This window comes from Streptomyces sp. NPDC051183 (assembly GCF_040682455.1).
Classification (GTDB): Bacteria; Actinomycetota; Actinomycetes; order Streptomycetales; family Streptomycetaceae; genus Streptomyces.
This window is the reverse complement of sequence record NZ_JBFBBA010000001.1, coordinates 376,742-400,962: the sequence shown is the minus strand read 5'-3', so window position 1 is coordinate 400,962 and position 24,221 is coordinate 376,742. Positions and strand designations below refer to the sequence as shown.

Below are 24,221 nucleotides of genomic sequence, written 5' to 3'. Positions count from 1 at the left end.
ATTGTGAGCATAGGTAACAATGAGCTATGCTCATGCGAGTCTCGTCAGAAGGAGGCCCATGCGCCCCAAAGAACCCGAGTGGACCCCATCGAAAGAAGCCCTCGTCCCCGGCCACCCGGCCCCGGCGGAGCAGTCCCGTGAACTGCGCCGCATCGTCGGCCTCTTCCGCCCCTACCGCGGCCGCCTCGCCGTCGTCGGCCTGCTGGTCGGCGCCTCCTCGCTGGTCGGCGTGGCCTCGCCGTTCCTGCTCAAGGAGATCCTCGACGTGGCGATCCCGCAGGGGCGTACCGGGCTGCTCAGCCTGCTCGCCCTCGGCATGATCCTCACGGCCGTCGTCACCAGCGTCTTCGGCGTGCTCCAGACGCTGATATCCACCACGGTCGGCCAGCGCGTCATGCACGACCTGCGCACCGCCGTCTACGCCCAGCTCCAGCGGATGCCGCTGGCCTTCTTCACCCGCACCCGCACCGGCGAGGTGCAGTCCCGCATAGCCAACGACATCGGCGGCATGCAGGCGACCGTCACCTCCACGGCGACCTCGCTCGTGTCGAACCTGACGGCCGTCATCGCCTCCGTCGTCGCGATGCTCGCCCTCGACTGGCGCCTCACCCTCGTCTCGCTCCTCCTGCTTCCGGTCTTCGTGTGGATCAGCCGCCGGGTGGGACGCGAGCGCAAGAAGATCACCACGCAGCGGCAGAAGCAGATGGCCGCCATGGCCGCGACGGTCACCGAGTCCCTGTCGGTCAGCGGGATCCTGCTCGGCCGCACCATGGGCCGCGCCGACTCGCTCACCGCGTCCTTCGCCGAGGAGTCCGAGAAGCTCGTCGGCCTCGAAGTGCGCTCCAGCATGGCCGGGCGCTGGCGGATGTCCACCATCGGCATCGTCATGGCCGCCATGCCCGCGCTCATCTACTGGGCCGCGGGCATCGCCCTCCAGTCGGGCGCCCCGTCGCTCTCCATCGGCACCCTCGTCGCCTTCGTCACCCTCCAGCAGGGCCTGTTCCGGCCCGCCGTGAGCCTGCTGTCGACCGGCGTCCAGATCCAGACCTCGCTCGCGCTGTTCGCCCGCATCTTCGAGTACCTCGACCTGCCGGTGGACATCACCGAGCGCGAGGAGCCGGTCCGGCTGGGCCGGGCCAAGGGCGAGATCCGGCTGGAGGGCGTGGACTTCGCGTACGAGGCCAAGCACGGCCCCACCCTGAAGGGCATCGACCTCACGGTCCCGGCCGGCGGCTCCCTCGCCGTGGTCGGCCCCACCGGATCCGGCAAGAGCACCCTGAGCTACCTCGTGCCCAGGCTCTACGACGTGACCGGCGGACGGGTCGCCCTCGACGGGGTGGACGTGCGCGACCTGGACTTCGACTCGCTGGCACGCTCCATCGGAGTGGTCTCCCAGGAGACCTACCTCTTCCACGCCTCCGTGGCCGACAACCTGCGCTTCGCCAAGCCCGACGCGACCGACGAGGAAATAGCCGAAGCGGCCCGCGCCGCACAGATCCACGAGCACATCGAGTCCCTGCCCGACGGGTACGACACCCTGGTCGGCGAGCGCGGCTACCGCTTCTCCGGCGGCGAGAAGCAGCGCCTCGCCATCGCCCGCACCATCCTGCGCGACCCTCCGGTGCTGATCCTCGACGAGGCCACCAGCGCCCTGGACACCCGCACCGAGCATGCCGTGCAGCGGGCGATCGACAACCTGTCCGCGGGCCGCACCACCATCACCATCGCGCACCGCCTCTCCACCGTGCGGGACGCGGACCAGATCGTGGTCCTGGACAAGGGCCGCATCGCCGAGAGCGGTACGCACGAGGAACTGCTGGCGGCGGACGGCCGCTACGCCGCCCTGGTCCGGCGGGACCGCGAGGCCGAGCTGAAGCCCGAGCCCGCGCCGGAGCCGGTGCCCGTAGCGCAGTCGGCCGCGCACGTCGGCGGGGCGGAGCCGGTCCCGGTAAACGTGTGATCGTATGGCCCGTACGACCGGCGCACGGGCCGGATGCCGGGAATGTGGCAGTTCGCGGGTTAGCGTGCCCGTATGCGTCATGAGTACCGGCAGCCATCGCCGCACCGCCCCAGGCTCACCCGCCGGGGCCGGCTGGCGCTCCTGTTCGGCATGCTGCTCGCGATCGGGGCAGGCGTCCTCATCCCGATGCTGCCGCACGAGGAAGCGCCCGAGAAGCCGCGCCAGCTGCTGATCCCCGAGGGCTGGCGGGCCCCGCAGGTCTACACCGCCATCGACCGCGAGCTGAAGCTCCCGGCCGGCTCCGCCAAGGCGGCGGTCGCCACGGCCGCCCTGGCCCTGCCCGCCGAGGCGAAGGGCAATCCGGAGGGGTACCTCTTCCCCGCCACTTACCCGGTGACCTCGAAGAGCACCCCCGCCACCGTCCTGCAGTACATGGTGCAGACGGCCAACCAGAAACTCGCCACCAAGGCCGTCGCCGACGGCGGCAAGGCGCACGGGATGACCCCGTACCAGACCGCCACGCTCGCCAGCATCATCGAGGCGGAGGCCGACACCCGCGCCGACATGGGCAAGGTCGCCCGCGTCGTGCACAACCGGCTGGCGAAGTCGATGCCGCTCCAGATGGACTCCACCATCAACTACGCGCTGAACCGTTCCACGGTGGACACCACGCTGGCCGAGACGCGGATCGACAGCCCGTTCAACACGTACGAACGCCAGGGCCTGCCGCCCACGCCGATCGACAGCCCCGGCCTGGAAGCCATGGCGGCGGCGGTCGCCCCCACGCCCGGCGACTGGCTGTTCTTCGTCACCGTGAAGCCGGGCGACACCCGCTTCTCCGCCACGTACGAGGAGCACAAGAAGCACGTCGCGGAGTTCAACCGGATCCGCGCGGCGGCCGGCCGTGCGCAGGCGGGCGCCCCCGGGGACGCCTCCTGAGGTCAGCGGGCCGGCAGGGCGGGGACGGGCTCCGGCCGGGCCGTCAGCAGGCGGCGGACGGCGCGGGCGGCGGCCGCGCCCCCGCGGTTGGCGCCGATGGTGGACGCCGACGGGCCGTAGCCGACCAGGTGGACCCGCTCGTCGCGGGCCGCGCGGGTGCCTTCGACCCGGATGCCGCCGCCCGGTTCGCGCAGGTGCAGCAGGGCCAGGTGGTCGATGGCCGCGCGGAATCCGGTGGCCCAGAGGATCACGTCCGCGTCCACGCGGCTCCCGTCCGCCCAGCCGGCGCCCGTCGCGGTCAGGTGGTCGAACACGGGCCGGCGCTCCAGCACCCCCGACTCCAGCCCCGCCCGGACCGCGTCGTTCAGCGGTAGTCCGGTCACGCTGACCACGCTCTGCGGCGGCAGCCCGCGCCGTACCCGCTCGTCCACCAGTGCCACCGCCGCCCGGCCCTCGGCCTCGCCGAAGCCGCCGTCGCGGAACACCGGGGGCCGCCGGGTGACCCAGGTGGTCTCCGCCGCGACCTCGGCGATCTCCAGCAGGTGCTGCACCGCAGAGGTGCCCCCGCCGACGACGATGACCCGGGCTCCGGCGAACTCCTGCGGCCCGGGGTAGTTCGCGGTGTGCAGCTGGCGACCGCCGAAGAGCTCCTGCCCCGGGTAGCGCGGCCAGAACGGCCGGTCCCACGTCCCGGTGGCGTTGACCAGGGCCCGCGCCGACCAGGTGCCGGCCGAGGACTCCACCAGCAGCCGCCCGGCGGCGCCGTCGCGCACGGCCGTGACGTCCACGGGGCGCCGTACGCGCAGGTCGAACCGCTCCTCGTACGCGGCGAAGTACGCCCCGATCACCTCCGAGGACGGGCGCAGCGGATCGGCGCCGGTGAGCTCCATCCCGGGCAGGGCGTGCATGCCGTGGACCTTGCCGTACGTGAGCGAGGGCCAGCGGAACTGCCAGGCCCCGCCCGGACGGGGCGAGTGGTCCAGGACCACGTGGCCGATCCCCGCCCGCGCCAGGTGGTAGGCGCTGGACAGCCCCGCCTGCCCGGCGCCGATGACCACCACGTCCACGTCCACCGCGCCCACCGCAATATCGTTCACGGTTCTACTAACTCGACCCGACCGCAGGATCTTCCCGGCTCCCCCCGAGGTGCGGACCGCCACCGCGGCCCCCGTCGGCGGATGCCGCTGCGCGAGGGCAAGGCGCCTCGCTATGGTCGGAGCTCACCGGGGGAGACGGTGGCGAGCGAACGGCGGGGGCGGCTGGGTGGCGCGACGATTCTTCATCGGCATGGGCAGCGGCAGGTACTGCCACCTTCCCCAGGACGAGCAGCTCGCCTCCGTGCCCACGGACATCCGCACCGTGTCCGCGCTCTTCTCGTCCTTCGGTTACACCGTCGTGCTCCCCGGCCTCGGCGAGTACGACGGGGCCGAACAGCTCCGCCAGAAACTGCGCCACTGGTCCGCCGACACGGCCCTCACGGGCGAGGACATCGTGGTCCTCTACTTCGCCGGACACGGCGCCGTCGAGGTGCGCGACCGGCACTACCTGCTCTGCTGGGACTCACAGGACACCGACCTCGCCGCCACGGCCTTGGCCACCGAGGACCTCGTCCGCATCCTCTGCAAGGGCGGCCTGCGCCACCTCCTGTTGATCCTCGACACCTGTTCCGCGGGCGCGGGCAGTGCGGACGCCACCGCGGTCGCCTTGCAGACCATCGTCTACCGGGGAGCCGCGGCCGACGCCTCCGCCGGGCTCTGGTTCCTGGCCACCGCCCGGCGCAAGGATGTGGCGGACGACGGGGCCTTCGTCGCGGCGCTGGGCGACGCGGTCGCCACCACGACCGAACGCACCGGCCAGCGCCAGCAGTACCTCGACCTCACCGAGCTGGTGAAGGCCGTCAACGAGCGGTTCGAAGCCGACGGCCGCGGACAGCGCGCCGAACTCGCCAGCGGGCTCGTCACCGGACTCGCCCCCTTCCTCGCCAACTCCGGCTACCACGAGGAGTTACCGCCGCTCGGTACGGATCTGGAAGTCCAGCGCCGCATCGTCGAACGCGACCTCACCGAGCACTTCGGACCCCGCTCGCGCGGCGTGGAGTTCGAGTCGGAGCAGGGGCTCTGCTTCAGCGGCAGGGTGGCCGTCCTCTCGGAGCTGGCCGGCTGGCTGACGGCCGCCGACGGCGACGGCCGCGGCCGCGTCGTCACCGGCAGCCCCGGATGCGGAAAATCCGCCATCCTCGGCCGGATCGTCGCCCTCTCGGACCCCGCCTACCGGGCCCGGCTCGACCTGAGCGGCGTCGACCCGCGCTCGGTGGTTCCCGAGGGCTGCGTCACCGCCGCCGTGCACGCCCGCCACAAGCGCCTCGAAGAAATCGTCGACAGGATCGCCGCTGCCGTGGGCACCGAGGCGGACGGCGCGGCCGCCCTGCTCCAGGAACTGACCCGGCGCGGCCGCCAGGGACCCCCGCTCGTGATCGTCGTCGATGCCGTCGACGAGGCAGGCTCCGACACCGCCGCCGACGCGGGCGGCCACGGCGAACCCCGTCGCATCACCCGTGAGCTGCTGCGGCCCATGTCGGAGATCCGGGGAGTACGCCTCCTCGTGGGCACCCGACACGAACTCGTGACCCCCCTCGGCCCCACCTTCGTCCGCCTGGACCTGGACCGCGCCCAGTACCGGGCCGGCCGGGAGGACGTCACGGGCTACGTCGCCCGGGTCCTGCTCGCCGCCGAGGAGGCGGACGTACGCACCCCCTACCGGGGCCGCCCCGAGCTGGCCCGCGCCGTGGCCGCGGAGGTGGCCGACAAGGCCGCCGGGGTCTACCTCTACGCCCGCACCACGGCCCGTACGCTCCGGTCCGACGAGGAACCCATCGACACCGCGAAACCCGGCTGGGCCGACGACCTGCCCAGCGAGGTCGGCGATGCCTTCGACGACTACCTTGCCCGATTCGGCCCCGACGAGCCCAGGGTCCGGCGGATGCTGCTCGCCCTCGCCTTCTCGGAAGGCAAGGGCCTGCCGCGCGGCCGGGTGTGGACGGCCCTGAGCTCGGTCATCTCCGGAGTGCCCTGCGAGGAGCATGACGTCAGCTGGGTCCTGAACATCGCCGGTGCGTACATCGCCGAGGTCGTCGACGACGACCGCCGCTCCGCCTACCGGCTCTACCACAAGGCCCTGGCCGAGCACCTGCGGGCCACCGCCGACCGGCCGCCTGCCGAGATCCAGCACTCGGTGGTCGAGGCCCTGCGCTCCCTCGTCCCCGGTGCGGCGGACGGCCGCCCCGACTGGTTCGCCGCGGTGGCCTACGTACGCCAGCACCTGGCCACGCACGCCGCGGCGGCGGGCGGGCTCGCCGAGCTGATCGAGGACCCCGGGTTCCTGCTCGCCGGCGAACCGCTGTCCCTGCTGCGGGCGTTCGCCGCGATCGAGGGCGAAGCCGCGCGCCGCATCCGCGGTGCCTACGAGCAGGTGGCCCACCGGCTGACCGCCGACAGGCCCCTCGGGGAGCGCGCCGCCGACCTCCAGCTCTCGGCCCGGCGCTGCGCGGCGGACGGCCTCGCCGACCGGGTGGAGGAACTCGCCCTGGCCCGGCCCTGGTCGGCCCGCTGGGCCTGGTGGTCCACCAGCGGGGTCCACCGGTTGCTGGCCGGCCACACCCGCGCCGTGGGCTGCGTCGCGGCCGGACTCCTGGACGGCCGCCCCATCGCCGTGACGGGCAGCCAGGACCGTACGGCCCGGGTGTGGGACCTCACCGCGCAACGGCAGATCGGCGACCCGCTGCCCGTCGGCATCGCCGTCAGTGCCCTGGCCATCGGGGACCTCGGCGACTACACGGTGGTGCTGACGGGAGGCGACGACGGCACCGTCCGGATCTGGGACCTGTCCTCCGGCCAGGAGTACGGGGAGCCGCTCAGGGGACACACCAACCGCGTCGAGTCCATCGTCATCGGGGCGGTGCGCGGCCGGCCGGTGGTCCTGACCGCCGGCGCCGACGGGACGGCACGCATCTGGGACCTGGCCACACGCCACCAGCTCGGCCGGGACCTCTACGCCCACCGCCGCTCGGTCCGCGCGGCGGACCTGGGGGAGCTCGACGGCCGGCCGATCGCCGTCACGGGTGGCGACGACAAGTCCGTCCTCGTGTGGGACCTCTCCGAGATCCCGGACGGCGGCGACGCGAAGCTCCGTGGCAGCCCGCTCATCGGCCCCGCGATGGCCGTCACCGCGGTGTGCGTGGCGCGCCTCGACGGCCGCACGGTGGCTCTGGTGGGCGACCAGGCGGGCATGCTCAGCCGCTGGGACCTGGCCGAGCGCCGCCAGATCGGTGAGCCGGTGATGGCGCACGTGCACATCGCCCGCAGCGGGGTGTTCTCCGCCTCGGTGGGTGAATTCGGGGGCCGGACCGTGGCGTTGAGCTGCGGACCCCGCAGCGCCCGGCTGTGGGACCTGCGCACCCTGCAGCCGCTCGCGCACCAGTTGCGCGTCCGCCGCCGCTCTGGACTCCCGCGTGTCGGGGCCGCAGGACCGCAGCCGCCTGCGGACCCCGCACCTGGTGCAACGGGCCCTGGACGCCCTCAGCCACTCCGCCTTCTTCGCCGGGGTCAGCGAGCGCCTGACGATCGGCGCCGCCCGGCAGGTCCGGCGGTACTTCACCGAGCCCACCCTGCGGGAAGGGGTGCGGCAGCGGTTCGCCGACGCCGTCACCGACCGGACCGAGGTGGTCGTCGCGCACTCCCTCGGCTCGGTCGTCGCGTACGAGGAGCTGTGCGCGCGCCCGGACCGGCCGGATCTGACGCTGGTGACCCTGGGGTCCCCGCTCGGGGTGCGCAACGTCGTCTTCGACCGGCTCCGGCCGGAGCCCGTCCAGGGCCGGGGCCGCTGGCCCGCGCCGGTGCGGCAGTGGGCCAACATCGCCGACCGGGGCGATGTCGTGGCCCTGGCCAAGCAGCTGGGACCGCGGTTCGGCGACCGGGTGCGGGACCTGGCGATCCACAACGGCGCCCGGGCGCACGACGTACGGCCCTACCTGACGGCGGCCGAGACGGGCCGGGTCATCGCCGACGCGCTGGCCGGCCGGCCGCGCTGACCCTCAGGCGGCGCGGTGTTCGCCGAGCCACTCGTAGGCGGTGTCCGCGCTGAACTCGGGCTGCCCGCCGCGGAACAGCAGGCCCGCCGTCGCGAAGGCCGGGTCGTCGGCGGTGTCCGGGACGTACGGGACGGCCACGCAGCCCATGCCGGCGGCTCGGGCGGCATGGGCGCCCGGGGCCGCGTCCTCGATGACCACGCAGTCGGCGGGGTCCGCGCCCAGGCGGCGCGCCGCCTCCAGGAAGACGTCCGGGGCGGGCTTGCCGTGCGCCACCTCCTCGGCGGAGACCACCGTGGTCAGCAGCGCGTCCAGCCCGGTGCCGGCCAGCACCGCGTCGATCGCCTCGCGGGAGGAGCCGGAGGCCACCGCCATCGGGATCCCGTCGCAGTGCAGCCGCTCCACGAACTTCCGCATCTCGGGGAAGGCCTCGGTCCCGGCGCGGGCCAGTTCCAGGTAGGCGTCGTTCTGCTCGGCGAGGAGCTGTTCCACCGGGGCCTGGATCCCGTACCGCTCCTTGAGGATCTCCAAGGTCTCCAGGGTTCCGATGCCGATGAAGCGGGAGTGCTGCTCCCACGTGAAATCGGGGACACCGTGCCGCTCAAGTGTCCGGCGGCCCGACTCGTAGTAGTTCGGCTCGCTGTCCACGAGGGTGCCGTCGAGATCGAATATGACGGAAATCATCCGGTGTGCCCGTCCTGCCGGTCGTGTACGTGTCCTGGCCATCTTGTCAGGATTTGCCCGCTGCTCGTCCCACCGACTCGACCAGCGGCAGCAGCCGGTGCGGGACCCGCTCGCGCAGCGCGACCTCGGTGCGCGTCCGGACCACGCCGGGGAGCCGGATCAGCCGCTGGATGACGTCCTCCAGGTGCGCGTTGTCCCGCGCCGCGACCCGGGTCAGCAGATCCCCGCCACCGGTGATCGAAAAGGCCTCGATGATCTCGGGTACGGAGGCCAGCGCGTCGCCGACCTCGTCCAGGTGCCCCTGGGTGACCTCGATGTGCACGAACGCCAGCACGGGATGCCCCAGCGCCGCGGGGGAGAGCACCGGCCCGGTCCCGGTGATCACCCCGGTCCGCTCCAGCCGGTCCAGCCGGGCCTGGAGGGTGCCGCGCGCCACGCCGAGGATGCGGGCGTACTCGCGCACGCTGGTGCGCGGCTGCTCGATCAGCAGGCGCAGGATCCGGGTGTCGAGCTCGTCCACGGCCATGCCGCGACTGTACCAATGGCCCCCTCGCAGCCCCGTTTCCCGGCACAGTGGCCCGCCCGAGGCTCCCGGGCCGGAGCAGGGCCGGAGCCGAGCCGGGAGGGGCCGTTCGGGGGACCCGTGCATCCGCAGGCACCGGACCGCGGGAATCCAGTACAGGGACAGTACGGGGACAGTCCGGCCACGGCCACGGCCACAGCCACCGGCGCGACGAGCGGAGAGAGTCATGACGGGTCTGCACTGCCTGGTCAGCGGGGCCACCGGCTACATCGGCGGCCGGCTGGTGCCGGAGCTCCTCGACGCCGGCCACCGGGTCCGGTGCCTGGCCCGCTCCCCGGAGAAGCTGCGCGACCACCCGTGGGCCGGACGGGTCGAGGTCGCCCGCGGGGACGTCACCGACCCGCAGTCCGTCGGGGCGGCACTGCGCGGAATCGACGTGGCCTACTACCTCGTGCACTCCCTCGGCACCGGCGCGGACTTCGAGGAACGCGACCGCACCGCGGCCCGCGTCTTCGCCGACCGGGCCCACGCGGCCGGGGTCCGCCGCATCGTCTACCTGGGCGGGCTCACCCCCGCGGGCATCCCGGTCCGCGCGCTCTCCCCGCACCTGCGCTCGCGCGCCGAGGTCGGCGAGATCTTCCTCGCCTCGCCCGTCCCCGCCACCCACCTGCGCGCCGCCGTCATCATCGGCTCCGGCTCGGCCTCCTTCGAGATGCTGCGCTACCTCACCGAACGGCTCCCCGTCATGGTCACCCCGAGCTGGGTCGGCACCCGCTGCCAGCCCATCGCCGTGCGCGACGTGCTGCGCTACCTCGTCGGCAGCGCCGCCATGCCGCCCGAGGTCGACCGGGCCTTCGACATCGGCGGGCCGGACGTCGTCACGTACGAGGAGATGATGCGGCGGTACGCGGCCGTCGCCGGGCTGCCCCAGCGGCTCATCCTGCGCGTGCCGATGCTCACCCCGCGGCTGTCCAGCCACTGGATCGGGCTCGTGACGCCCGTCCCCCGGGCGCTGGCACGGCCGCTCGCCGAATCCCTGCGCCACGAGGTGGTCTGCGGCGAGCACGACATCGGCCGGTACGTACCCGACCCGCCCGGTGCCCCCATCGGCTTCGACCAGGCCCTGTCCCTCGCACTCCAGAAGGTCCGCGAGGCCGAGGTGACCACCCGCTGGTCCTCCGCCGCCGCGCCCGGCGCGCCCAGCGACCCGCTGCCCACCGACCCCGACTGGGCGGGCGGCAGCCTCTACACCGACCGGCGCGAACGCTCCGTCGAGGCCACGCCCGAAGCGCTGTGGCGGGTGGTGGAGGGCATCGGCGGCGACAACGGCTGGTACTCCTTCCCGCCGGCCTGGGCCGTCCGGGGCTGGCTGGACCGGCTCTTCGGCGGGGTCGGCATCCGCCGCGGCCGCCGCGACGCGGCCCGGCTCCGGGTGGGGGACTCCCTCGACTTCTGGCGGGTGGAGGAGATCGAACCGGGCCGCCTGCTGCGCCTGCGCGCCGAGATGCGGCTGCCGGGACTCGCCTGGCTGGAGATGTACGCGGAGCCCGCGCCGGCCCGCGCCCCCGGCGAGGCCCCCGATCCGTCCCCCGCCGGGGGCCCGCGGTCGCGGTACCGCCAGCGCGCCCTGTTCCACCCCCACGGGCTGCTCGGGCACCTGTACTGGTGGAGCGTGTCCCCCTTCCACGCCGCGGTCTTCGGCGGGATGGCCCGCAACATCGCCCGGGCCGCCGAACACCTGAACCAGGAGTCCCACGACAGCGCCCCCGCATCCGCGCCGGCCCCCACCGGCGAAGTACCCCACGACAGCCGTCCCCCACAGCCCTGACGCGGAGCGAGACCCATGAACGTCGCGGTCGTCCTGTACACCTCCGACCTGCGCCTGCACGACCATCCGCCGATGCGCGCGGCCCTGTCCTCCTGCGACGAGGTGGTGCCGCTCTTCGTCCGCGAACGGACCGCCCCGCCCGTCTCCTTCACCGCGCCCAACCGGCTCGCCTTCCTCGCGGACTGCCTCGCCGACCTCGACTCCGCACTGCGCGACCGAGGCGGCCGCCTCGTGGTCCGCTCCGGCGACACCGTCGCCGAGGTCTGCGCCCTGGTCCGCGAGTGCGACGCCGACGAGGTCCACACGGCGGCCGGGGTCAGCGGCTACGCCCGGGCCCGCGAGGAGCGCCTGCGCGCCGCGCTCGAAGCCGAAGGCCGCCGGCTCTACGTCCACGACACGGTGGTGACCGCCGTCGCGCCCGGAGCCGTACTCCCGGCCGGCTCCGACCACTTCGCCGTGTTCACGCCCTACCTGCACCGCTGGGCGGACCTGCCGCTGCGCCCCGCCACCACCGCTCCCCGCTCGGTACGCGTCCCCGACCGCGTCGGCTCGGAGCCGCTGCCCGCCCGCGCCGCCGTCGCCGGGGTCTCCCCGGGCCTGGCGCGGGGCGGGGAGCGCGAGGCCCGCCGCCTCCTGGCGGGCTGGCTGCGCTCCGGAATCACGCGCTACGAGGAGGCCCACGACGACCTCGCCGGCGACGCCACCTCCCGCCTCTCGCCGCACCTGCACTTCGGCACCCTCTCGCCCGTCGAGGCCGTCCACCGCTCCCGGGCGGCCGGCGGCCCCGGTGCCGCGGCCTTCGTCCGGCAGCTGTGCTGGCGCGACTTCCACCACCAGGTGCTGGCCGCCCGGCCCGCCGCCGCGACCGTCGACTACCGGGACCGGCAGGACCGCTGGCGCACCGGCACGGCCGCCGAGGAGGAGACCGAGGCCTGGAAGGACGGTCTCACCGGCTACCCGGTCGTCGACGCGGCGATGCGCCAGCTGCGCCACGAGGGCTGGATGCACAACCGCGGGCGGCTGCTGGCCGCGAGCTTCCTCACCAAGACCCTGTACGTGGACTGGCGGACCGGGGCCCGGCACTTCATGGACCTCCTCGTGGACGGGGACCTCGCCAACAACCGGCTCAACTGGCAGTGGGTGGCGGGAACGGGCACCGACACCCGGCCCAACCGCGTCCTGAACCCCGTCCGCCAGGGCCTGAAGTACGACCCGGACGGCGCCTACGTGCACCGCTGGGTCCCGGAACTCGCCGGGCTGCCCGCGCCGCGCGTGCACGAGCCGTGGCGACTGCCCGCTGCGGAGCGGGCCCGGTACGACTACCCCGAGCCGGTGATCGGGCTCTCCGACGGGCTCGACCGCTTCCGGCGGGGGCGCGGCACCGGGTGACCGCCCGCCCGGCGTCCACGCCGTACCGTGAACGAGTGCAGCCCGCGCCGCCGACCGACCCCGCGCCGACCGACCCCGCTCGGGGCGTGTCCGACGCCGCGCTGAGCACCGGGGCCGTCGCCCGCCACCTGGGGGTCTCGCCGACCACCCTGCGCTCCTGGGAGCGCCGGTACGCCATCGGGCCCGCCTTCCGGGAGGAGGGCCGGCACCGCCGCTGGACCCCGCGGGACGTCGCCCGCCTGGAGCTGATGTGCCGGCTCACCGCGCAGGGCGTACCCCCGTCCGAGGCGGCGCGAGCCGCCCTCGGCACGCCCCCCGGCTCGGCCGCCGTGCGCCCGGCCCCGGTTCCGGCAGGGGCGCCGGGCGGGTCCGCCGCCCTTCCGCTGGGGGAGGTCCGCCCCGAGTGCAGGGGGCTCGCGCGGGCCGCCGTACGACTGGACGCGCCGACCGTGGCGCGACTGCTGGACGCGGCTCTGGCCGAGCACGGCCTGGTGACCGCCTGGGAGGAGGTCCTCGCGCCGACCCTGCACGCGGTGGGCCGCAAATGGGCTTCGGCGGGGGAGCGTTACGTGGAGGTGGAACACCTGCTGTCCTGGCAGATCTCCGCGGCCATGAGCCGGATCCGCCCCCTGGCGGAGCGGCCGCGGACCCGGCCGCTGCTCCTCGCGTGCGCGCCGGGGGAGCAGCACAGCCTGCCGATCGAGGCGTTGACCGCGGCCCTCGGGGAACGCGGCCTGCCCGTGCGGATGTTCGGCGCGGCGCTGCCCGCCGACGCCCTGCGCGAGGCCGCCCGGCGCACCGGCCCGCAGGCCGTCGTGCTGTGGGCGCAGACCCGTACGACCGCCGACGACGGCCTGGCCCGGTCGGTGGCCGCGATCGAGTGGGGGCAGCGCGGGGCGCGCGGGCACCCCGCGCTGCTGCTGGCCGGGCCCGGCTGGGGGACCCGCACCCCGGCACCGCGCAGCCGGCGGCTGTTCGGGCTGCGTTCGGGACTGGCCGTCATCGAGGCGCTCGTGGCGGGCGCGGCTCCATCGACCGGCGCAGCACGTGCAGAGCCCGCCGCATATGGCTCTTGACGGTGCCCAGCGGCATCCCGGTGTGCTCCGCGATCTGTGTCTGGGTCAGGTCCCCGTAGAACGCCAGGCGCAGCACCCGCTGCTGTGCCGACGGCAGCCCGGCCAACTCGCCGAGCACGGCCATCCGCTCCACGACCCGGTCCTGCTCGCTCTCGGGGCGCGTGAGGGAACCGGAGCGGCCGGCGGCCGCCGCTACCCGGGCCCACCGGGTCCGCGCCTCCAGGGCGTCGGCCACCTTGTGCCGGGTGATCCCGGTCAGCCAGGCCCCGAGCCCGCCGGGTCCCGGGCGGTAGCGGCCGCGGCCGCGCCAGGCGGCCAGGAAGACCTGCTGGGTCACGTCCTCGGCCTCGCGCTCGTCGCCCAGCGCGCGCCGGGCGAGGGAGTGCACCAGAGGCCGCCAGCGCCGGTGGACCGCCTCCATGCACGCCTCGTCGCCCGCCGCGAAACCGGCCGCGACGCGTTCGTCGAGCTCCGCCTCGTCCATGCCCCGAGCCTCGCCATGGACGAGGAGCGGGCCAACTCGCACCGTTTGTGCATCGAATTTCGACCTCCTGTCCGAGACCTCCTGTCCGAGACCTCCGATCCGTGACGTCCGGCCGTGACACGCCGCCCGCATCCCCGGGCGCCGACCCGCCGCAGGCCGTAGGGTCCGAGACGTGAGCGACCTGCTGCTGGTGAGGCACGGCGAGACGGCCTGGAGCGCGAGCGGTCGGCACACCGGGCGCACCGACGTCCCGCTGAACGCGCGCGGGGTCGAGGAGGCCATCTCGCTGGCCCCGTTCTTCCGCGGCCGCCACCCGGCCCTGGTGCTGACCAGCCCGCTGCGCCGGGCCGTCGCGACCGCCGAGCTCGCCGGCCTCACCGGTGGCGAGACCGACCCCGACCTGTACGAGTGGGACTACGGCGGCTACGAGGGCGTCACCACCGCCGAGATCCAGCGGAACCGGCCCGACTGGTCCCTGTGGACCGACGGAGTTCCCCCCGGCGACCCCGAGCACCCCGGCGAAAGCGCCGCCCAGGTGGGCGCCCGGGCGGACCGGGTGCTGGCCCGCGTGGCCGACGTACTGCGCGCGGACCGCGGCAACGCCGTCCTGGTCGCCCACGGCCACCTGCTGCGCGTGCTCACCGCCCGCTACCTGGGCCTGCCGCCCGAGGAAGGGCGGCTCTTCCTCCTGCACACCGGCACCTACAGCGTGCTGTCCACCGAACACGGCCTCCCGGTGATCGCGGGCTGGAACAGCAGCCCCTGAGCCCGACGGTCCTCCCGCCTCGCGCACCGGCAGCGCTTGCGTGACCATGCGTACATGGCCCACCAAGGCGACGGCGGCGATCCGGCGGGCGTGCTCCCGGAGGCGGACGCGGGGCTCAAGGCCAACGCGATCGGTTTCCTCGACGCGCTCGTGATCGGTTTGAACTCCACCTCTCCCGCCTACTCCCTGGCCGCCGTCATCGGCCCGATCGTGGCGCTGGCCGGGATCTACGCACCGGGCGTGATGCTGGCGTCCTTCGTGCCGATGCTGCTGATCGCCGCGGCCTTCTACTACCTCAACAAGGTCGACCAGGACTGCGGGACCACCTTCTCGTGGGTGACCCGCGCCATGGGCCCCTGGGCGGGCTGGCTCGGCGGCTGGGCCATCGCCATGACCGGCGTACTCGTCATCGGCTCGCTCGCCGACGTCGCCGTCCACTTCGGCCTGCTCGCCGCGGGCCTCGACAGCTGGGCCGCGAACGAGGCCGTCCGTCAGGGCCTCACCGGCGTCGTGATCCTCGCGATGACCGCCATCTGCGTCATCGGCACCGAGATGTCGGCCCACCTCCAGGACATCCTGATCCTCGCCCAGGTCTTCTTCCTGCTGGTCTTCGCCGTCGTGGCCATCTACCGGATCTACGCCGGCACCAGCACCCTCGACTCGATCGAGCCCTCGATCGGCTGGCTCAACCCCTTCGGCGCCGGCGGCGCCGCCCTCACCGGCGGACTGCTGCTCGGCGTGTTCATCTACTGGGGCTGGGAGTCCGCGGTGAACCTCACCGAGGAGGTCGAGGACTCCGCCACCGCGCCAGGCAAGGCCGGCATCTGGTCGACGGTGGTCCTCCTCGTCACCTACCTGTCCGTCGGCTTCGCCGTCGTCGGCTACTCCGGGACCAAGTTCCTCGCCGAGAACGCCGGCGAGGAGGAGGCCGTTTTCGCCGTGCTCGCGCACGAGGTCATGGGCGGCTGGGACTGGGTCGTGCTCCTCGCGGTCTGCACCTCCGCGCTCGCCTCCACCCAGACCACGATCATCCCCGCCTCGCGCACCGCCCTCTCCATGGCCCGCCGGCACGCGCTGCCCCCGGGCCTCTCGCACATCCACCCGCGGTTCCGGACTCCGGACGTGAGCACGTGGTGGGTGGCCGCGATCGCCATCGGCTGGTACCTCGTCGTCAACCAGATCAGCGAGAACGCGCTCCTCGACTCGCTGACCGCGCTCTCCCTGCTCATCGCCTTCTACTACGCGCTCACCGGCCTGGCATGCGCCGTCTACTACCGCCGCCACCTGCTGGAGAGCGCGCACAACTTCCTGCTCATCGGCTTCGGGCCGGTGGTCGGGGCCGGTCTGCTGGCCTGGCTGCTGGTGGAGTCGATCGGTGACATGTCGAACCCGGAGAACTCGGCCGGCGGAGTCGCCTGGTTCGGGCTCGGCCCGCCACTGGTCATCGGGATCGCCATCGCCGTCGTCGGGGTCCTGGTGATGTGCTTCTGGCGGCTGCGGGACGGCCGCTTCTGGCAGGAGCGGCGCGGGGTGGCCGACCCGGCCCTCGTCCACGCGAAGCATCCGAGAACGAAGCCGGAGCCGAAACCGAAGCCGGAGTCCTGAGGAGGCTGCCCCATGTCCGTCGTCCTGGGCTACGACGAGTCGCCCGGCGCGGAGCGCGCCCTGCGGGTGGCCCTGGAAGTGGCCACCGCCTTCGGCGAGCCGCTGGTCCTGGTGTACGGCGCGGCCGCGCCCGGCTCGACCGGGGAGGAGTACCGCGCCCACCGCGAAGCCGTCCGCGAGGCCGGCCGCAGCGCGCTCGCCCGGGCCGTGGAGGCGGCCGACGCGGCGGGAGTGCCCTCCACGGTCGAGGTGGTCGACGAGAAGCCGGCCCAGGCCCTGCTGGACGCGGCCGATCGGTACCGGGCCCGGGTGATCATCGTCGGGAGCTGGGGCGACAGCCCGATCCGCGGCGCCCTCCTCGGCTCCACCCCGCACAAGCTCCTGCACCTGTCGCCGGTGCCGGTGCTGTGCGTCCCGACGGGCGAGGCGGACCAGCCGTAGGTCCGTTGGCATCCAGGTGGCCGAAGAAATGTCCGTCCGGCTGTACCAGTGGCTCAGTGCAGAGGCCTTGACTTGAGCCAGTGGGCCCATCGGTGGTTATCTGTGTCCTATCCATGTACTTACGGCGCCGCGCGGTGCCGGACGGCAACGAGGCCGGTCCGGAGCGCGGCGCCTTCGCCGTGCCCGTACGCCGCCCACCACCCCGGGCGGACGCGGGCGGGCGTGCGCCATCGCAAGGGGGGCGGCACACCGCCGTGAAGAGGATGTTCGTGGTTCCGGATCCGGGGCGTGTGAGACTCAGGAACTCGCTGCGCGCGGTGATCGGCGTGGCCGCCGCAGTGGCCGTCGCCGAGCTGTGCGGGCTGTCCCTGACCGCCTCCATCACCGGGGGACTGGCGGCCCTTCTCGCGCTCTTCACGGTGCTCGACGCGAACCTGCGCGCCCAGCGGATCACCACCGCACTGCTGCCCGTCGCCGGCTTCCCGGTCCTCGCGCTGGCCACCACCCTGCACGGCGTGCCGCCGGCCCGCGACGGCGCCTTCCTGGCCGTCGTCTTCGCCGGGGTCTACGCCCGCCGGTTCGGCCCGCGCGGGCACGCCCTCGGGATCTTCGGCTTCATGATGTTCTTCGTCACCCAGTTCCTGCACGCCGTCCCCGCGCAGCTGCCCGAGCTGTACGCGGCCGTCGGGCTCGCGCTCGTGTCCGCGGGCGCGGTCCGCTTCGTGCTGTGGCCCATCGAGCGGCGCACCCCGCCCGCAGCCGCCCCGTCCGCCCTGCCCGGAACCGGACTCGCCCGGCCCACCACCCGGCAGGCCTTCCAGGCCACCGCCGCCTGCGCCTTCGCGCTCGCCATCGGCCAGGCGCTCTCCGAGGACCGCTGGTACTGGGCCGTCGGCACGGCTTGGTGGATCTTCGTCAACACCACCTCGCGCGGCGAGACCCTGGTGCGGGGGTTCCGCCGGGTCGTGGGCACCGTCGTCGGCATCGCCGCCGGACTGCTGGTCGCCGTCCCGCTGCACGGTGCCCCCGCGCCCACGGCCGTACTGGTCGCCGTATGCGTCTTCGGCATCTTCTACACCGCCGCGCCCTCCTACTCCTGGATGATGTTCTTCGTCACCGTCATGGCCGGCCTGCTCTACGGGCTCCTCGGCGTGCTCCACCCGGGGCTGCTGCTCCTGCGCTTCGAGGAGACAGCGGTCGGCGCGCTGGGCGCGGCCCTCGCCGTCGTCCTCGTGCTCCCGGTGACCACGCACGCCGCCAACGACGCCTGGATCCAGCGCGCCCTGCACTGCGTACGGGCCTCCACCGCCGCCGCCCTCGACCGGCTGGCCGGGGACCCGGCGGCCGACCCGGCCCCGCACGCCGCCGAGCTCGAACTGCTGCTGGCCCGGGTGCGGATGGCGCTCGCGCCCCTCGTCCACCCGATGAGCCCGCTGCGCGCCCGCAAGGCCAGGGCCCGGCAGGTCCTGGCGCTGCTCGACGACTGCGCCCGCGAGGTGCGCGGGCTGGTGGCCGTCGCCGCCGACCCGCAGGCCTCGCACGACGCCCGGCTGGCCGCGGCCTGCTGGCGCGTGGAGGCGGCCGTGGAAGCCCTGACCGCCCCGAGCAGCGCGACGGAACTCATCGCTCCGGCGGTTCCCCGCCCGGCCGCCGCCGAGCCCGCCCTCGCCCATCTGCACGGCCTGGAGCACGCCTTGGCGGCCCTGCACGCCCCGCTGCGGACCCACCCGAGCTCCCCGCTGGTGATCACCGCCTGACCGGGCACGACTGCCCGGCCGCCCGGCCGACCCTCAACCGGGCCCGGGCGGTGGGCGGATGCTACGTCGCGTCAGACCGCACCCGCAGGCCTATCGATGAAGATCACTCGGAGGAGTGTTCCGTGCGCTCCTCACACACGGCGCTGACCTGCGGCATGTACAACGGGTGATTGTTCATTGCACATTCATCCGGCATGTACAGGGTGGATCTGGTAGGACAGGGGGTAACCGCCCGGAATGGAAATACTTCAACAGCGCTCCACCACCGCTCAGGTGTGGGAAGCGGCCGAGGAGTTCATCCGGCTGTTCCATCGGGAGAATCCGGACTCCGGTGATCCGCGTGTCCGGCTCGCCGCCGTACGGGCCGAGCTCGCGGAGACCGGCACCTACCGGCACACCCCGCAGGAGTTGACCCACGGGGCCAGAGTGGCCTGGCGGAACAGTAACCGGTGCATAGGCAGGCTGTACTGGAACTCGCTGCGGGTCCGCGACCGCCGCCGGCTCACCGACGCCGACCAGATCGCCTCCGAGTGCTTCGAGCACCTGAGAGAAGCGACCAACGGCGGCCGGGTCCGCCCCACCATCACCGTCTTCGCGCCCGACGCCCCGGACCGCCCCGGCCCGCTGATCTGGAGCGAGCAGCTCGTCAGGTACGCCGGCTACGGCGACCACCACTCGATAACCGTCGGCGACGCCCGCAACGCCCCGCTCACCGAGGCTCTGCTCCGGCTCGGCTGGTCCGGCGGCACCGGCACCCCCTTCGACCTCCTCCCGCTCGTCGTCCAGGGCGTGGACGACAAGCCCCGCTGGTTCGACACCCCCGCGGACGCCGTGCTGGAGGTGCCGATCGAGCACCCCGACGCCGAAGAGGGCGGAGACGGCTGGGCGGACTGGGGGCTGCGCTGGCACGCCGTACCCGCGATCTCCAACATGTGTCTGGAGATCGGCGGCATCCACTACCCGGCGGCCCCCTTCAACGGCTGGTACATGGGCACCGAGATCGGCGCCCGCAACCTCGCCGACACCGACCGCTACAACCTCCTGCCGGCCGTCGCCCGGCGGCTCGGCCTCGACACCTCCAGCGACCGCTCCCTCTGGAAGGACCGCGCGCTCGTCGAGCTCAACCGGGCGGTGCTGCACTCCTTCGACCGGGCCGGCGTCACGATCGCCGACCACCACACCGAGTCCCGCCGCTTCCTCACCCACCTGGCGAAGGAGGAGCGCAAGGGCCGCGACGTGGGCGCCGACTGGTCCTGGATCGTGCCGCCGATCTCCGGATCGGCGACCCCGGTCTTCCACCGCACGTACGAGGACCGGCCGAGTGCGACCGCCTACGTCCACCACCACGGCGCTCAGGAAAGGGCCCAAGGGCGAGATTTGGTCTAGACCCTTCTGTTACCGTCGCTCCGGACGGATCCGGAACGGCGGAGAGGGGGCACCCCGTGGGCGGCGCGAACAGTACGGACCACAGCGGCGGACACCGGGCCTGGATCGGCTCGTTCACCTCGGGGGGCGGCCGCGGTGTCACCACCGCGGCCGTGGATCCGCTCACCGGGGCGCTCACCGTGCTCACCGCGAACGAATCCCTCGCGGACCCCTCCTACCTCGCCCACGACCCGCGCACCGGAGTGCTCTACGCGGTGAGCGAGACCGAGGAGGGAGCCGTCGGCGCCTTCCGGCCCACCGAGGACGGGCTCGCCGCCCTCGGGCCGGCCGTACGCGTCGGCGGCTCCGGCCCCACCCATCTCAGCCTGACCGGGAGCGGGCTGCTGGCCGCCAACTACACCTCCGGCAGCGTCAGCAGCCTTCCGCTCGCCGCCGACGGCACCATCGCGGGGCCCGCCTCGGTGCTCGCGCACCAGGGCTCCGGCCCGGACGCCGACCGGCAGGAGCGTCCGCACGCTCACCAGGTGCTGCCCGACCCGAGCGGCCGCTGGGTGCTCAGCGTGGACCTCGGCACCGACTCGGTACGGGTCTGCGCGTCCGACCCGGCCACCGGGAGCCTGCGCGTGCACGCCGAGATCGCACTGCGCGCCGGGACCGGCCCCCGGCACCTCGCCTTCCACCCGGGAGGCGAGGTGGTCTACGTACTCCACGAGCTGGAGCCGCAGCTGACCGTCTGCCGGTGGAACGCGGGGTCCGGGCAACTGGAACCGGTCGGGGAGGTTCCGATCGCCCCCAGGGTCACCCCGGACGGCGTACGGGCCTATCCCTCGGCGATCGTGGCCTCGCCCGACGGGCGCTTCGTGTGGGCGGCCGTGCGCGGCACCGACGTCATCGCCACCTTCTCCCTCGCCGACGGAACCGAGAAGCCGCAGCTCACCGGCACCGTGCCGGGCGGCGGCGACTGGCCGCGGGACCTGGCGGCCGACCCCTCGGGGCGTCGGCTGTACGCGGCGAACGAGCGGTCCGGGGACGTCACCTGGTTCGAGGTCGACCCGCTGACCGGGGAGCCCCGACGGGCGGGCTCGGTCGCCGTGCCCGCCGCCACCTGCGTGGTCTTCGGCTGACCCGACCCGGTCCGAAGGCCCGAACGCGGGAGGGCCCGCACCCCGGAATCCAGGGGTGCGGGCCCTCCTCGCGCAGACGCGGGTCCGGGCGGTGCCGCGGTCAGTGGGGGGCGGCGCTCGGTGCGAGGCCCAGCGCGGCGGAGTACTGGGTGACGGCGAGCTTGCCGAGCGCCGAGTAGGCGCCCAACACCTCGGCGGTCGCGCAGTCGGCCTCCTTGCACGCGGTGTCCAGCAGCCCCTCGGCGGCCTCCGGGCCGATCAGGTAGGGGGCCAGCGCGAGCTGCGTGGAACCCTCGCGGCGCAGCTGCTCGGCGACCGCGGCCACCGAGCCCTCCTGGTCCAGCGCGGCGGCCATCACCGGCACCGCGAGGCGGGCGGCCAGCAGCATGCCGGTGATCCCGGCGGCCTGAACGGCCTCCTCGCCGCCGGTGGTGGCCAGGATGATGCCGTCGGCGGCCGTGGTCACCGAGAAGAGCCGGGCCCGGTCCGCGCGGGACAGGCCAGCCTCGGACAGCCGCACGTGCAGGCCCTCGGCGAGCAGCGGGTGCGGACCGAGTACGTCGGCCAGCTCGGCGGCCGCCGAGGAGTCCATCAGGGCCTGGCGCATGCGGCGCAGCAGGCCGCCGTCGGGGCCGGCCAGCAGCGGCACGACCACGGCGTCGGGGCCGGTCGCCTTCGGCACCTCGTGCCCGGCGGCGCGGGCGAACTCCGCGCGCGCGGCACGCTCCTGCGCGACGGCGGTCAGCACACCGGAAAGGGAGGGGAACTCGGTGGCGTCGTCACCGTCGAGGAAGCCGACGCGGGCGTCCAGACCCGGCAGCTCGGAGCGGCCGATGCTGATGATCTCTTCCGCGAGCCCCCGCGAGGCGGCCGAAGGGGCACCGGGCACGGCGAGCACCAGCGCGGGCGCGCCCTCGGGCGCCACCGCGGGCTCGGGCCGGCGGTGCCGTCCGGTCTGGCGGGGTCGCGGCATTCGTACGGGCAGGCCATTTGCGGGCCCAGTGGGGGAGCTCATGGCGCCGCATGCTACTGGCTTATCGGAACGAGGTGTTCGGGCAGGGCCTGGTCGGGCGGCATCTGTCCGTATTTATCCGCGGAATGTCATATACGGTTCAACCAGTCGGCCAACCGGTGGGACGGTCGGTCGGCCGACGCGCCGACGGGCCGACCGCGCAGCAGGCCGGTCGGCTGGTCAGGCAGAGGACGGCAGCCGCCAGTCCACCGGCTGCGCCCCCTGCCGCAGCAGGAGGTCGTTCGTCCTGCTGAAGGGCCTGGAGCCGAAGAATCCGCTGTCCGCGGACATGGGGGAGGGGTGGACGGACTCCACGGCGGGCAAGTCCCCCAGCAGCGGCCGCAGATTACGGGCCTCGCGCCCCCACAGCACCGACACCAGCGGCTTGCCGCGCGCCGCGAGCGCCCGGATCGCCTGCTCGGTGACGGCCTCCCAGCCCTTGCCCCGGTGGGCGTTGGGCTTGCGCGGGGCGGTGGTCAGCGAGCGGTTGAGCAGCAGGACGCCCTGCCGGGTCCACGGGGTCAGGTCGCCGTTGTCCGGGCGGGGAACCCCGAGGTCGGCATGGAGCTCGCGGAAGATGTTGTCCAGGCTGGGCGGTACCGGGCGGACGTCGGGAGCCACCGAGAAGGAGAGGCCCATGGCGTGCCCCGGGGTGGGGTAGGGGTCCTGGCCGACGATCAGCACCCGCACGTCGTCGAAGGGCTGCTGGAAGGCGCGCAGCACATTCGCCCCGGCCGGCAGGTACGTTCTCCCCGCCGCGATCTCGGCGCGCAGGAAGTCGCCCATGGCGGCGATCTGCCCCGCCACCGGCTCCAGAGCGCGGGCCCAGCCCGGCTCGACGATCTCGTTCAACGGTCGTGCTGCCACGTCGAGTCACTCTACTGGCCGATCAAGGCCGCCCGCACACAGAGCACGTCCGGCAGGTGCTCGGCGAGCAACTGCCAGCTGTCCCCGTCGTCGTGGCTGGCGTACAGCTCGCCGTTGCGGTTTCCGAAGTAGATCCCCGCCGGGTCCGCGTCGTCCGTGCACAGGGCGTCGCGCAGCACCGTGCCGTAGTGGTCCCCGGCGGGCAGCCCCTTCGTCAGCGGTTCCCAGGTCGCCCCCGCGTCCCGGGTCCGGAAGACGCGGCAGCGGTGCTCCGCCGGGACCCGGTCGGAGTCCGCGTTGAGCGGGAAGACGTAGGCGGTGTCGGGCCGGTGCGGATGGGCGGCCACCGCGAAGCCGAAGTCCGAGGGCAGTCCGGCGCCGATGTCGGTCCAGCGGGCCCCGGCGTCGTCGCTGCGGTACACGCCCCAGTGGTTCTGCAGGTACAGCCGGTCCGTGTTCGCGGCGTCCTGGGCGATCTTGTGCACGCACTGCCCGAACTCGGGATTCGGATCCGGCAGGAACACGGCCGAGACCCCGTCGTTGGACGGGGCCCAGCTCTCCCCGCCGTCCTTGCTCCGGAACACCCCCGCGGTGGAGACGGCCACCGTGATCGCGTCCGGGTCGGCCGGGTCGGTGATCACGGTGTGCAGGCCCTCGCCGCCGCCGCCCGGCACCCATCCCGACCTGGTCGGGTGCTCCCACAGCGGCCGGACCAGTTCGAAGGACTCGCCGCGGTCGCTGGAGCGGAACAGCGCGGCCGGCTCCGTCCCCGCGTAGACCACGCCGGGGGCCTCGGGGCCGGCTGGATGCAGCTGCCACACGCGCTCCAGGGAGGCACCGGTGTCCTTCGGGAACTTCACCGCCGCCGCGGCGGGCTCCCGCCAGGTCGCCCCCAGGTCGTCGGAGCTGAAGACGGACGGCCCCCAGTGCGAGCTGTCCCCGCCGACCAGCAGCCGGGTCGCTCCGTCGCGCCGGTCGATGGCGACGGCATAGACGGCCTGGGCGTTGAAGTGGGGCCCGTCGAACTCCCACGGGCCGCCGCCCCTCCTGCGCCCGATGAACAGGCCCTTGCGGGTTCCGGCGAGCAGCACTACGTCGGTCATGGCCGACACCTCCGGACGTCGTTGTCCCAGCACGGCAGCTTTTCCGCCAGTCTGCACCCGCCCACTGACAGCGGCCGGTCGGCACGCGGGCGGCGCACCTCGTTGTACGGGAGGTCTCGTACTACGAGAGAATTCGTAGTACGGTGACTCTCGTACTTAGCCGCCGACTTCCGGTGCGCGTCCGGTCACCTCTG

19 protein-coding genes are annotated in these 24,221 nt (G+C 73.9%); 12 read left to right on the top strand and 7 right to left on the bottom strand.

The window, feature by feature from the left end; translation table 11 throughout:
• The first annotated feature begins 58 nt into the window (after nucleotides 1-58).
• Nucleotides 59-1,960, top strand: a complete 1,902-nt coding sequence (locus AB0M99_RS01850) for an ABC transporter ATP-binding protein (RefSeq protein ID WP_365916449.1) — start codon at nucleotides 59-61, stop codon at nucleotides 1,958-1,960.
• Between the two features lie 72 nt (nucleotides 1,961-2,032).
• Nucleotides 2,033-2,899 (top strand): endolytic transglycosylase MltG, encoded by an 867-nt coding sequence (gene mltG, locus AB0M99_RS01845; protein WP_365916447.1) that lies wholly within the window; start codon nucleotides 2,033-2,035, stop codon nucleotides 2,897-2,899.
• A gap of 2 nt (nucleotides 2,900-2,901) precedes the next feature.
• Here mltG and AB0M99_RS01840 read toward each other — a convergent pair whose 3' ends face one another.
• A complete protein-coding gene (locus tag AB0M99_RS01840; protein ID WP_365916445.1) occupies nucleotides 2,902-3,996 on the bottom strand; it encodes an FAD-dependent oxidoreductase in 1,095 nt (364 codons plus the stop codon).
• A 166-nt stretch (nucleotides 3,997-4,162) separates the two neighbouring features.
• Between AB0M99_RS01840 and AB0M99_RS01835 the strand changes: the two genes are divergently transcribed.
• Entirely contained in the window at nucleotides 4,163-8,038 is a 3,876-nt protein-coding gene (locus AB0M99_RS01835) for a caspase family protein (RefSeq protein ID WP_365916443.1), read from the top strand.
• Here AB0M99_RS01835 and AB0M99_RS01830 read toward each other — a convergent pair.
• Both AB0M99_RS01830 and AB0M99_RS01825 read right to left on the bottom strand, forming a co-directional pair.
• Entirely contained in the window at nucleotides 7,989-8,666 is a 678-nt protein-coding gene (locus AB0M99_RS01830; protein ID WP_365916441.1) for an HAD family phosphatase, read from the bottom strand. The genes AB0M99_RS01835 and AB0M99_RS01830 overlap by 50 nt on opposite strands.
• Nucleotides 8,667-8,712: 46 nt before the next feature.
• A complete protein-coding gene (locus tag AB0M99_RS01825; protein WP_365916439.1) occupies nucleotides 8,713-9,192 on the bottom strand; it encodes an Lrp/AsnC family transcriptional regulator in 480 nt (159 codons plus the stop codon).
• A 223-nt stretch (nucleotides 9,193-9,415) separates the two neighbouring features.
• Here AB0M99_RS01825 and AB0M99_RS01820 point away from each other — a divergent pair, with 223 nt between their 5' ends.
• The 3 genes from AB0M99_RS01820 to AB0M99_RS01810 all read left to right on the top strand — a co-directional run bounded on the left by AB0M99_RS01820 (nucleotide 9,416) and on the right by AB0M99_RS01810 (nucleotide 13,482).
• Complete coding sequence (locus AB0M99_RS01820; protein ID WP_365916437.1) at nucleotides 9,416-11,017, top strand: SDR family oxidoreductase; 1,602 nt, start codon at nucleotides 9,416-9,418, stop codon at nucleotides 11,015-11,017.
• Between the two features lie 15 nt (nucleotides 11,018-11,032).
• Complete coding sequence (locus AB0M99_RS01815; RefSeq protein WP_365916435.1) at nucleotides 11,033-12,406, top strand: deoxyribodipyrimidine photo-lyase; 1,374 nt, start codon at nucleotides 11,033-11,035, stop codon at nucleotides 12,404-12,406.
• Between the two features lie 86 nt (nucleotides 12,407-12,492).
• On the top strand, nucleotides 12,493-13,482 hold the full coding sequence (locus tag AB0M99_RS01810; RefSeq protein ID WP_365916532.1) for a MerR family transcriptional regulator: 990 nt from the start codon (nucleotides 12,493-12,495) through the stop codon (nucleotides 13,480-13,482).
• On the opposite strand, the gene AB0M99_RS01805 is transcribed toward AB0M99_RS01810, so the two are convergent.
• Nucleotides 13,406-13,966, bottom strand: a complete 561-nt coding sequence (locus tag AB0M99_RS01805; protein ID WP_365916433.1) for a sigma-70 family RNA polymerase sigma factor — start codon at nucleotides 13,964-13,966, stop codon at nucleotides 13,406-13,408. The two genes, AB0M99_RS01810 and AB0M99_RS01805, sit on opposite strands and share 77 nt — an antisense overlap.
• A gap of 172 nt (nucleotides 13,967-14,138) precedes the next feature.
• On the opposite strand from AB0M99_RS01805, the gene AB0M99_RS01800 reads away from it, so the two are divergent.
• From AB0M99_RS01800 to AB0M99_RS01775, 6 genes are all read left to right on the top strand, one after another.
• Nucleotides 14,139-14,732, top strand: a complete 594-nt coding sequence (locus tag AB0M99_RS01800) for a histidine phosphatase family protein (RefSeq protein ID WP_365916431.1) — start codon at nucleotides 14,139-14,141, stop codon at nucleotides 14,730-14,732.
• A 54-nt stretch (nucleotides 14,733-14,786) separates the two neighbouring features.
• Nucleotides 14,787-16,337 (top strand): APC family permease, encoded by a 1,551-nt coding sequence (locus AB0M99_RS01795; protein WP_365916429.1) that lies wholly within the window; start codon nucleotides 14,787-14,789, stop codon nucleotides 16,335-16,337.
• A 12-nt stretch (nucleotides 16,338-16,349) separates the two neighbouring features.
• Nucleotides 16,350-16,778, top strand: coding sequence for a universal stress protein (locus AB0M99_RS01790; RefSeq protein WP_365916427.1), 429 nt, complete (start codon nucleotides 16,350-16,352; stop codon nucleotides 16,776-16,778).
• Nucleotides 16,779-17,041: 263 nt separating this feature from the next.
• Complete coding sequence (locus tag AB0M99_RS01785; RefSeq protein ID WP_365916530.1) at nucleotides 17,042-18,535, top strand: FUSC family protein; 1,494 nt, start codon at nucleotides 17,042-17,044, stop codon at nucleotides 18,533-18,535.
• Between the two features lie 237 nt (nucleotides 18,536-18,772).
• Nucleotides 18,773-19,921: a nitric oxide synthase oxygenase gene (locus AB0M99_RS01780; RefSeq protein WP_365916425.1), complete on the top strand. Its 1,149-nt coding sequence runs from the start codon at nucleotides 18,773-18,775 to the stop codon at nucleotides 19,919-19,921.
• Between the two features lie 56 nt (nucleotides 19,922-19,977).
• Nucleotides 19,978-21,045: a lactonase family protein gene (locus AB0M99_RS01775; protein WP_365916423.1), complete on the top strand. Its 1,068-nt coding sequence runs from the start codon at nucleotides 19,978-19,980 to the stop codon at nucleotides 21,043-21,045.
• A gap of 100 nt (nucleotides 21,046-21,145) precedes the next feature.
• Here the strand turns inward: AB0M99_RS01775 and AB0M99_RS01770 are convergent, their stop codons facing one another.
• The 3 genes from AB0M99_RS01770 to AB0M99_RS01760 all read right to left on the bottom strand — a co-directional run bounded on the left by AB0M99_RS01770 (nucleotide 21,146) and on the right by AB0M99_RS01760 (nucleotide 24,027).
• On the bottom strand, nucleotides 21,146-22,060 hold the full coding sequence (locus tag AB0M99_RS01770; RefSeq protein ID WP_365916422.1) for a hypothetical protein: 915 nt from the start codon (nucleotides 22,058-22,060) through the stop codon (nucleotides 21,146-21,148).
• Nucleotides 22,061-22,237: 177 nt separating this feature from the next.
• The gene (locus tag AB0M99_RS01765; RefSeq protein ID WP_365916420.1) at nucleotides 22,238-22,924 is read right to left on the bottom strand and encodes a uracil-DNA glycosylase; all 687 of its coding nucleotides are present in this window, start codon (nucleotides 22,922-22,924) and stop codon (nucleotides 22,238-22,240) included.
• 11 nt (nucleotides 22,925-22,935) lie between these two features.
• A complete protein-coding gene (locus tag AB0M99_RS01760) occupies nucleotides 22,936-24,027 on the bottom strand; it encodes an exo-alpha-sialidase (protein ID WP_365916418.1) in 1,092 nt (363 codons plus the stop codon).
• Nucleotides 24,028-24,221: the final 194 nt, after the last annotated feature.